Origin of the sequence: Reichenbachiella sp. MALMAid0571 (assembly GCF_040151475.1) — a bacterium.
Lineage (GTDB): Bacteria > Bacteroidota > Bacteroidia > Cytophagales > Cyclobacteriaceae > CAXBNB01.
In genome coordinates this window covers 24,414-33,618 of sequence record NZ_JBDKWG010000119.1, presented here as the reverse complement: position 1 = coordinate 33,618, position 9,205 = coordinate 24,414, and the positions used below count along the sequence as shown (strand labels likewise).

Annotated in this window: 6 protein-coding genes; all 6 read left to right on the top strand. The window is 38.2% G+C overall.

The annotated features are described in order from the left end of the window. On the top strand, positions 1–205 hold a 205-nt coding region (locus tag AAOP42_RS08220), incomplete at its 5' end, for a hypothetical protein (RefSeq protein WP_349528008.1). A 491-nt stretch (positions 206–696) separates the two neighbouring features. Then, complete coding sequence (locus AAOP42_RS08215; RefSeq protein WP_349528007.1) at positions 697–1,848, top strand: alpha/beta hydrolase; 1,152 nt, start codon at positions 697–699, stop codon at positions 1,846–1,848. A gap of 57 nt (positions 1,849–1,905) precedes the next feature. Next, positions 1,906–3,816: an FG-GAP-like repeat-containing protein gene (locus tag AAOP42_RS08210; protein WP_349528006.1), complete on the top strand. Its 1,911-nt coding sequence runs from the start codon at positions 1,906–1,908 to the stop codon at positions 3,814–3,816. A 103-nt stretch (positions 3,817–3,919) separates the two neighbouring features. Next, positions 3,920–4,531 carry an RNA polymerase sigma factor gene (locus AAOP42_RS08205; protein WP_349528005.1) on the top strand — a complete coding sequence of 204 codons (612 nt, stop codon included), beginning with the start codon at positions 3,920–3,922 and terminating at the stop codon, positions 4,529–4,531. 159 nt (positions 4,532–4,690) lie between these two features. Then, positions 4,691–5,728: a FecR family protein gene (locus AAOP42_RS08200; protein WP_349528004.1), complete on the top strand. Its 1,038-nt coding sequence runs from the start codon at positions 4,691–4,693 to the stop codon at positions 5,726–5,728. A 173-nt stretch (positions 5,729–5,901) separates the two neighbouring features. Beyond that, entirely contained in the window at positions 5,902–9,204 is a 3,303-nt protein-coding gene (locus AAOP42_RS08195) for a SusC/RagA family TonB-linked outer membrane protein (RefSeq protein WP_349528003.1), read from the top strand. The last annotated feature ends 1 nt before the right edge of the window (position 9,205 follow it).

Sequence of the window (9,205 nt, the reverse complement as noted above, 5' to 3'; positions counted from 1 at the left end):
TTTTTCAATGATTGTTTTACTTTTTTTTCATAACTTCAATTCTTATTTTGTGAACTCCGAAGTTAGAAGTTCTTTGGCATTCCCCGAAGGGCTTCCGACGAAGGAGGTTCGTTCAACATATGCTATGAATGAATGGGGTTTCATCGGTCAGGATATTTTCGTGGGGATTGGAAAGTCTTTACAGTATATGTATCGCAGAACGTAAATAAATATGGATAAAAAAAGAAAAGTGCTTCTACTTATCACAATATGTTTAATTGCCATCACTTTGAATTTCATGTTTTCATTTGATTTATCCGATGGTATATTTTGATCCAGCAACCTTGTTTTTGTGCTTCTAATTATCGTCAACATCGCAGAAATAAAAGGCTGGAATTGACCCATTTTAAGAACTCTCCTTTGGTGGGTTTTCCTGTCTCGATTGGAAGGTGCAAGTCTGCGAGAGACCTGCAAGGTTTTCCTAGTTAAAGTTCCTGAAACTATAGTTAGTACCTGAGTTCCTGGCTTAAACCTGGACTTTCTACGAGTATTGGGAAATCAGAAGCGTTGTATCTTTTTGGGACAAGTCCCTGAATCGGTCATCTCACCATCAATAATTGCCAGAATAGACTAAGCTTCTCTTTTGGTTTTTCCAGTATATTCGTGGTTATACTATTTTAGTTTCAACACTTATTACAAATCAATTATTATAAAACCATGAAGCAGTTTTCACTATTGATATTGGTCTGTTTGAGCATAAATCTCTATGGACAAAATGATATGTTATGTCAGGGAAGGTACTGGACAGAGGATCAGGGCAATCTGATGATGAAAAAGTTTGCTACAGAGTGGCATGATCAGGATTCCTGGGAAAAACGGGCAAAAAGAATCAAACAAGGCATAATTGAAGGAATGCAACTCGATAAGATGCCTGAGATTACCGGAAATTTCAATACCCTCATTCACAGTACCCGTGAGATGGATGGTTATATTGTAGAAAACATTTCTATAGAGAGTTTTCCCGGTTTTTACATTGCAGGTAATTTATACAGGCCTACATTCAAGCAGGATAAATATGCAGCGATCCTCAGTCCTCATGGACATTTAGCAGACAAACGCCTGCTCGAAGACGTACAAACCAGATGTGCTGTATTGGCCAGAATGGGTGCTGTGGTTTTTGCTTACGATATGGTAGGACGAGGTGAATCTTTGCAGGTAGATCATTACATTCCCATAGCCTTGTTGTTGCAAACCTGGAACAGCAAGAGGGTACTGGAATACTTGCTTTCCCGACCAGATGTAGATGCCGATCGGATTGGTATGACTGGTGGTTCCGGTGGAGGTACTCAGACTTTTGTGCTTACAGCTATTGATGATAGAATAAAAGCGGCAGCTCCGGTGGTTCAGGTGTCGGCACATTTTTTTGGTGGGTGTGTTTGTGAAAGTGGTATGCCCATACATAAAAGTAATGACCACCAAACCAACAATGTGGAAATTGCTGCACTTTGCGCCCCAAGACCCCTGTTGTTGGTGAGCGACGGCCAGGATTGGACACGAAATACTCCACGGATAGAATATCCTTACATCCAGAAAGTGTATGCACTGTACGATGCAGAACACAGGGTCGAAAATGTACATTTGCCTATGGAAAAGCATGACTATGGTTACTCAAAAAGGTCAGCGGTTTATAACTATTTCTCTCATCACTTTAATCTGAAGTATAGAAATATACCATATTCCAATGGATACAGCGAAGACTTTGTTACTATTCTATCTAAAGACGATTTGAAGGTATTTAATGACAAACACCCATTACCAAAGAACGCTCTAAAGGGTGATGAAGCAGTATTGAAGTATTTGAAATTTTAATTTCATATCCAACTTCAGGACACTTGTTATATAAAAAACTATAAAATGCATACAAAAATGAAATCCGGTTTATTGATACTATGTTCTTTGTTTTTCTTTCAGGCCTATGGTCAAACCAAAGGAGATGGATTAGAGAGGTTGAAGTATAAAGATACCGATTTGACTACTGACCTGGCTGTAGGGTTATGGGCTAATCCATTACCTATGGATTATGACGAAGATGGTGATATTGATTTGGTTGTATCCTGCACTGATGTACCGTATAATGGTACTTTTTATTTCGAAAATGTTTCAAAAGATGAAAATGGTAATCCAGTATTCAATAAGGCAGTAAGAATAGGAGATGGTATGAAAAACACTTGTATTTCCTATGTGGATGGAGAACCCAGAGTGTTGGGTTCAGGAGTTGAATATGAGAATTTCAGAAGATATGGTTATAGCCGTCCCGTTGGAATATTTAATGCTTCAGAAATATTAAAGGAGGTTCCTAAAAAACGTTTTAATGACTGGAAATATGTGGACTATGAAAATGACGGAGACCTGGATTTGATTGTTGGCATTGATGACTGGAGTGAATATGGTTGGGACAATGCGTTTAACGATCGGGGAGTTTGGACTAATGGAGACCTGCGGGGCTACCTTTACCTGATAATCAACGAAGATGGAAAATATATAAATAAAGGAAAGATAAGTGCAGGAGATGAGCCAATCGATGTGTATGGTAATACTTCTCCAAATATGGCTGATTTTGATGGAGATGGGGATTTGGATTTGATTTGTGGCGAATTTGTAGATCAGTTTAGCTGGTTTGAGAATATTGGAAGTCGTGAAAATCCAAAATATGCCGAAGCAAAATTTTTAAAAAACGATTCCGGAATCATACAAATGGATTTGGAAATGATGCGGCCTGTAGCCCTTGATTGGAACGGCAATGGCAAGATTGATCTGATTGTTGGTGATGAAGATGGGAGGGTGGTATTGATAGAAAATACAGGAAAAGTGGAAAACAATATGCCCATATTTAAGTCTCCGGTTTACATACAACAAAAAAGAGACAACCTGAAATTTGGTGCGCTCGTTACCCCATTTAGTGTTGATTGGGATGAAGATGGGGATGAAGATTTGATCTGTGGAAACTCTGCCGGATACATTAGTTATATCGAAAACCTGGATGGAAGTAGTAGGCCAGACTGGAGTGAACCAAAGTACTTAGAATCAGACGGAGAAGTGATTAGGATAATGGCAGGACTAAATGGGTCGATTCAGGGGCCATGTGAGCGCAAATGGGGATATACCACTTTGACAGTTGCTGATTGGGATGGAGATGGACTGAAAGATATTTTAGTCAATTCTATTTGGGGAAAAGTGGAGTGGTATAAAAATGTTGGTACGAAGGGTGCACCCAAGCTTACCTCAATGGGAGGTGTAAAAATGGATTGGATGGGCAATGAAGTTCCTAAACCCGCATGGAACTGGTGGAATCCCGAGAAAGACGAATTATCCACACAGTGGAGAACTACTCCCTATGCTATTGACTGGAATAAAGACGGTTTGATGGATTTGGTAATGCTTGATCACGAAGGTTATTTGTCATTTTTCGAACGTTTCAAAAAGAAGAAAAAGCTGTACTTAAAGCCCGGACAAAGGATTTTCAAAGACGCAGATGTGGACGGAGGAAGTGGTCTTTTACGGTTGACAAAAAGAGAAGCTGGAGGCAGTGGCCGTCGCAAGATTGCTTTTGCTGATTGGGACGGTGATGGAGACCTGGATTTGTTGGCAAATAGTAAGAACACTGAATTGTATGAAAATATTGGAGGAAATATATTCAAAAATAAAGGTGACTTGCATGAAAGGAAACTTGCAGGGCATTCCACAAGTCCTTCCATCGTGGACTGGGATAAAGATGGTAAGCCAAACTTATTAATTGGGGCAGAAGATGGCTTCTTTTATTATTTAAATAGGAAGTAAGTGTTTTCTGATCTAATCTTGTCTATCAATTCAAAATATAGCCTGTTTCAGATGTTGCAAAGATTTTTGGAATGAGTATATTTGATTAGTTGTTTCATTAATTATGGAAGCGCACTCCACTATACATCACTCTGCAACGGAAGGGACTTCTGATGTGGAAATTTGGCAAAAGCTAAAGAAAAGTGACAGTCAGGCACTCAAACTGATCTATAATCAACATATAAAAATACTTTATATGTATGGTGGTAAATTCAGTAAGGATAAGGAAGTAATTGAAGATTGCATTCAGGAATTATTCATGACCATTTGGGAAAGAAGGTTTATCATTGGAGATACCGATGCAATCAGACCGTATTTGCTGACCTCCCTGAGACGAAGAATGATTCGGGTTACTTCGAAAAATCATATTAAAATAGATCGCAATTTTGAAATTGAAAAATATGATTTCAATATTGAGTTTGGTTCAGAAGAAAAACTTATTAACTCTGAAGATAACGCTGAACTGATAAATAAGCTCTCCAACGAACTAAATAAACTCACAAAAAAACAGCAGGAGGTGATATATCTGAAATATCACTGCGGACTGAGCTATGAAGAGATAGCAGATGTAATGACCATCAACTATCAGTCTGCGAGAAACCTGATGCACAAGTCTCTTCTATTGCTTAGGAAGCAATTCTCTCAGCTTTTACTTATTCTTTCTCTGTTGATTTAGGAATCATTCCTATCAATTGATTCTATTTTGCTTCTCTAAAGGCTCATTTAAGACATATTCCATTTTTTTTATTTTTTTATCAAAAATAAAGAGTACAAAAAATCATTTTATGTATTCTTCCTGTTAGACATTCTATGTCATTACATAAATATGGGATATATGTACAGTAACTATAAGGCTGAAGATTTTTTAGAAGCTCCTGGATTTAGTGCCTGGGTAAAAAAAGAAAACCGTGAAAGCGAGTTGTTTTGGGAAAATTGGGCAGATCAAAATCCTGATAAGAAACCTGAAATAGAGAAGGCTCGGGTACTTATTCTTTCCATGGGAGTCAAGGAGCCTTTGCCAGCAAACGAAGAGGTGCGACATTTATGGAAGAAAATTGAACGAGGGGTAGCTGCTAAGGAAGGGAAAAAATCATCGGTAAGAAAGTTTGGCCGTTATAAAATGGCTGTTGCAGCTTCAATTGCTGCTATATTGGCTGTATCTGTGTTGTTGAATTCTACTTCCGAATCTTCAAATGAAAAAGGGATATCAGAGTCTATCCCAGTCAAAATGATTGAAAAGTTTTGTCCTGTTGGCCAGAAATCAACAATTACTCTAACAGATGGAACCCGGATTAAATTAAACTCCAATAGTAAGCTATTATTTCCTGAAACATTTTCCGCAAATTCGAGAGAAGTGCAACTGGAAGGTGAAGCATTTTTCGAAGTGGCAAGAGATCCTTCAAGGCCATTTACCATTACTTCAGGCAATCTGAAAACCAGAGTTTTAGGAACGAGTTTCAACATTAAAGCCTATGTTGCTTCTAATGCTATTAAGGTAGCAGTTGCGTCCGGGAAAGTGGCAGTTACTTCTGATGTACTGAATGGCAAGAAAAATGAGTTGACTTTACTTCCAAATGAAATGGCTGTGTATTCTAAAACATCGGACGAATTGATAATGACGTCCTTTGATAAATTGGATGAACTGGCGTGGAAAGATGGGGTATTGTCCTTTAAAAATCGTGATATCAATCAGATAACAAAAGAATTGGCTAAGTGGTATGGAGTCACTTTTGTTTTGGATAAAAAATTAAACAATGACAAAGATTATACCGGAGTATTTGATAATAAGTCGCTGAAAGAAGTGCTGGAAGGAATAAGCTTCGTTTTTAATTTCGAATTTAAAATTGACAATAAAGTTGTAACGATAAACTAAAGACTATGAATAAAGACAACACAAGCTAATTTAAAGCAAAAAAACACATGATGCTGAACAAACATTGGGGAATGACTGACAGCATCACGTGTATTGAACATCTAAATTATTTGATAACTATTCACCAAAACATTAGAGTAATGAATACAAATTTACTAAAAAAACTAATTATTATGTCAAGGTACACCCTATTTGGCATGGTTCTACAAACTGTTTTGTTTTCCATTATCACTGCAAAGGAAGTGGAAGGACAAAATAGTATTAAGGATGTTTTTCTAAATATTGATCTGAATGGATCAAAAATAGAAGAGGCATTTGTAAAAATTGAAAGCGCTACAGAGTTCACATTTTCTTACAAAAGAAATGTGATTGGCAACCAGAAGGTTGAAATCTCCAATTCTAAGAAGGCATCTTTAGCTGATATTTTATTGGAAATCGGAAAGAATACAAACCTTAAATTCCGCAGAGTTAATGAGACCATTCATGTAACTAAATCACTGGATGATACCGCCGATGTGTTGGAGTTTGAAAGAAGCATATCCGATGTTGAGGTTTCCGGTAAAATCACAGACGAAAATGGAGACGGATTACCTGGGGCAGGTATTGTTGTTAAGGGAACAACAGCTGGTACCGTTACAGATCTTGATGGTAACTACAAATTGGATGTGCCTTCTGCAGAATCAATTTTAATGATCAGCTATGTTGGGTATAAGACTCAGGAAATAGTGGTTGGAGCAAGAACTAAAATTGATTTGGCGATGGAAGTTGATGCTACTGCTTTGGATGAGATTGTGGTAGTAGGATATGGTGAAGTAAACAGAAGAGACTTGACAGGGGCAGTTGGTTCCATTCAGTCTGTGGATATTGTAAGATCAAATCCGGTTCAAGCTGCGGCTTCTCTTCAGGGACAAGTAGCGGGAGTCAACATCAATAAGATCAGTAACAACCCGGGAGAGGGATATAATATTGACATTAGAGGCTTAAGTAATTTTGAGGCATCCAGTGAGCCATTGGTAGTGATAGATGGAGTAATGGGAGGCGACATGAACATATTGAACCCTAATGATATCGAAACAATAGATGTATTGAAAGATGCTTCTTCAACTGCCATATATGGATCAAGAGGTGCTCACGGTGTTATTATTATTACTACTAAAAGAGGAAAGTCGGGTGTGCCTAAAATCACTTATAATTCTTATCTTGGTACCAAAGTAATGGCACACATGCCAACCTTTCAAACAGCACAGCAATTTGCCCATCATGTATTTGACTTGTACGAACAAGAGACTGGCAATAGTCTGGGAAATAGCCGATCTCCAACAGACAGTGAACTTGCGTTGGTCAATTCTGGGCAAACCACAGACTGGGTTGATTTGGTTACAGATGCAGCGGTTCAAACAGGACATACTCTGGGGTTAACAGGAGGGACTGAAAAAACTACCTATGATTTTTCACTGGGTTACCTGAACGAAGGTGGAAATACCATTCATACTTCATTTAAGAGATATACAATAAAGGCAGGTATGGAAAGCAAAGTGCATGATAAGGTGAAAGTAGGTTTAACCTCTTATTATACATTCAGTAAGCAGGCACTTTCTTCTTTAGAAACATTGCGTTCAGCTTTCAGAGCACGGCCAACAGGAACTGTTTATACCAAAGACCTGCAGGCATCAGATGCAGCAGGGGATAAAGATTGGAACGGGTATTCAGTATTTATGGGAATTAATGACAACCAGGTACTGAACCCTGTAGTAGAAGCACAGCCTGAAAATTATCAGAGAGAGCAGCGTACTTCGGCTTTACTGGCCAATGCATACATTGATTATACGCCTATAAAGGGTTTGTCATTTAGAACTTCTATTTCAACTTCCATTTCCAACAAGCAAGATGGAGAGTTTCGTGGTACTTATACCAAATCTCAAAAATCTACAAGCTTGCCCAGGGCAAGTTTGGGAACTAAGGCAGTTTCAACTTATACCCTTGACAATACAGTGACGTACAAGTTGAATTCCGGTGATCATGGATTGACCGTAACAGGGTTACAAAGTGTATTTCAGCAAAGGGTTCAGGATTCAAACATAGCTGCACAGGATTTGCCATATCCTTCATTGTGGTACCATTTGGGTGATGGTACAGTGACAGACTGGTCAACTAATCTGGAGGAGAGGGCATTACTTTCTTACATGGGTCGGATCAATTATGCTTACAAAGATAAGTATTTACTGACAGTGACAGGAAGAACAGATGGGGCATCTCAATTAGCACTTGACAATAAGTGGCAATTTTTTCCATCTGTAGCATTAGCGTGGCGTCTGGGTGATGAAGACTTTATTCAAAATACCAATATGTTTTCTGATTTGAAATTAAGGGTAAGTTATGGTGAAGTGGGGACTACTTCTGCTGTAGATCCTTATAAGACTCAATCTACTATTAATCAAACCCAATATGATTTTGATGGTTCCACTGCCAATGGGTACTCAATCAATAATCTGTCTAATAAGGATTTGGTATGGGAAAGGAGTAAAGAACTCAATTTTGGTATCAATATGGGAATCTTGAATAATAGAATTACTTCTTCTATTGAAATTTATAACAGAAAAACAGTTGACCTTATTTTGGGAGATAAACTTCCAAGATCAACAGGATTTATTGATGTTCTTTCCAATGTAGGTGAAATACAAAATAAAGGAGTAGAGATTGTATTGAGCACAGTCAACATTTCTAAGCAAGACTTCACCTGGAATACAAACATTACATTCACCAAAAACAACAATAAGGTAACTAAGCTGACTGGAGGCCTTACTCAGGATATTGGAAACAATAGATTTGTAGGAGAGTCAGTAAAAGCATTGTACTACTATGAAACAGCTGGAATATGGCAATTGGATGAAGAAGACGAAGCGATTAGTTTCGGATTCAAGCCCGGCCAGGTAAAAGTGGTAGATCAAAATAAAGATGGTGTTATCTCTGCTGATGATGACCGTGTAATTGTTGGATCTGAAACCCCTAGTTTCCTTATGGGTATTCGCAATATGGTCAATTATAAGAACTTTGATTTCTCCTTTTTCATGTACACCCGTCAGGGAGTGAAATGGAAAAGTGGTTATTTGACTGGAACATTTGGAGATACTGGCAACAACCGATATAACCACGATGCAACTCTGGATTACTGGACTACTACCAATCCTTCCAATACGTATTTTGGTTATCAGGGAGCCGGGCCTGGTGCCAGCAGAGATTCTTTTTCTGTAGTGTCAGCCAATTTCGTCAGAATTTCGGACATTACCTTGGGTTACACTCTTCCTGAGAATGCCTTGAGTACTTTGGGACTGGGTTATGTCAGGATATATGCTCAGGCAAACAACCCTTTTGTATTCACAAATACCAAAGGATTTAATCCTGAGTACAATGGTAACATTTATACCGATGATGTATCATTTGCTACATTTTTGTTGGGTTTGAATGTTTCTTTCTAAT

What these genes read in the sequence shown, in the direction of transcription:
- AAOP42_RS08200 (WP_349528004.1), top strand. Translation starts at nt 4,691, where the DNA reads ATGTACAGTAACTATAAGGCTGAAGATTTTTTAGAAGCTCCTGGATTT.
- AAOP42_RS08195 (WP_349528003.1), top strand. Translation starts at nt 5,902, where the DNA reads ATGTCAAGGTACACCCTATTTGGCATGGTTCTACAAACTGTTTTGTTT.
- AAOP42_RS08205 (WP_349528005.1), top strand. Translation starts at nt 3,920, where the DNA reads ATGGAAGCGCACTCCACTATACATCACTCTGCAACGGAAGGGACTTCT.
- AAOP42_RS08215 (WP_349528007.1), top strand. Translation starts at nt 697, where the DNA reads ATGAAGCAGTTTTCACTATTGATATTGGTCTGTTTGAGCATAAATCTC.
- AAOP42_RS08210 (WP_349528006.1), top strand. Translation starts at nt 1,906, where the DNA reads ATGAAATCCGGTTTATTGATACTATGTTCTTTGTTTTTCTTTCAGGCC.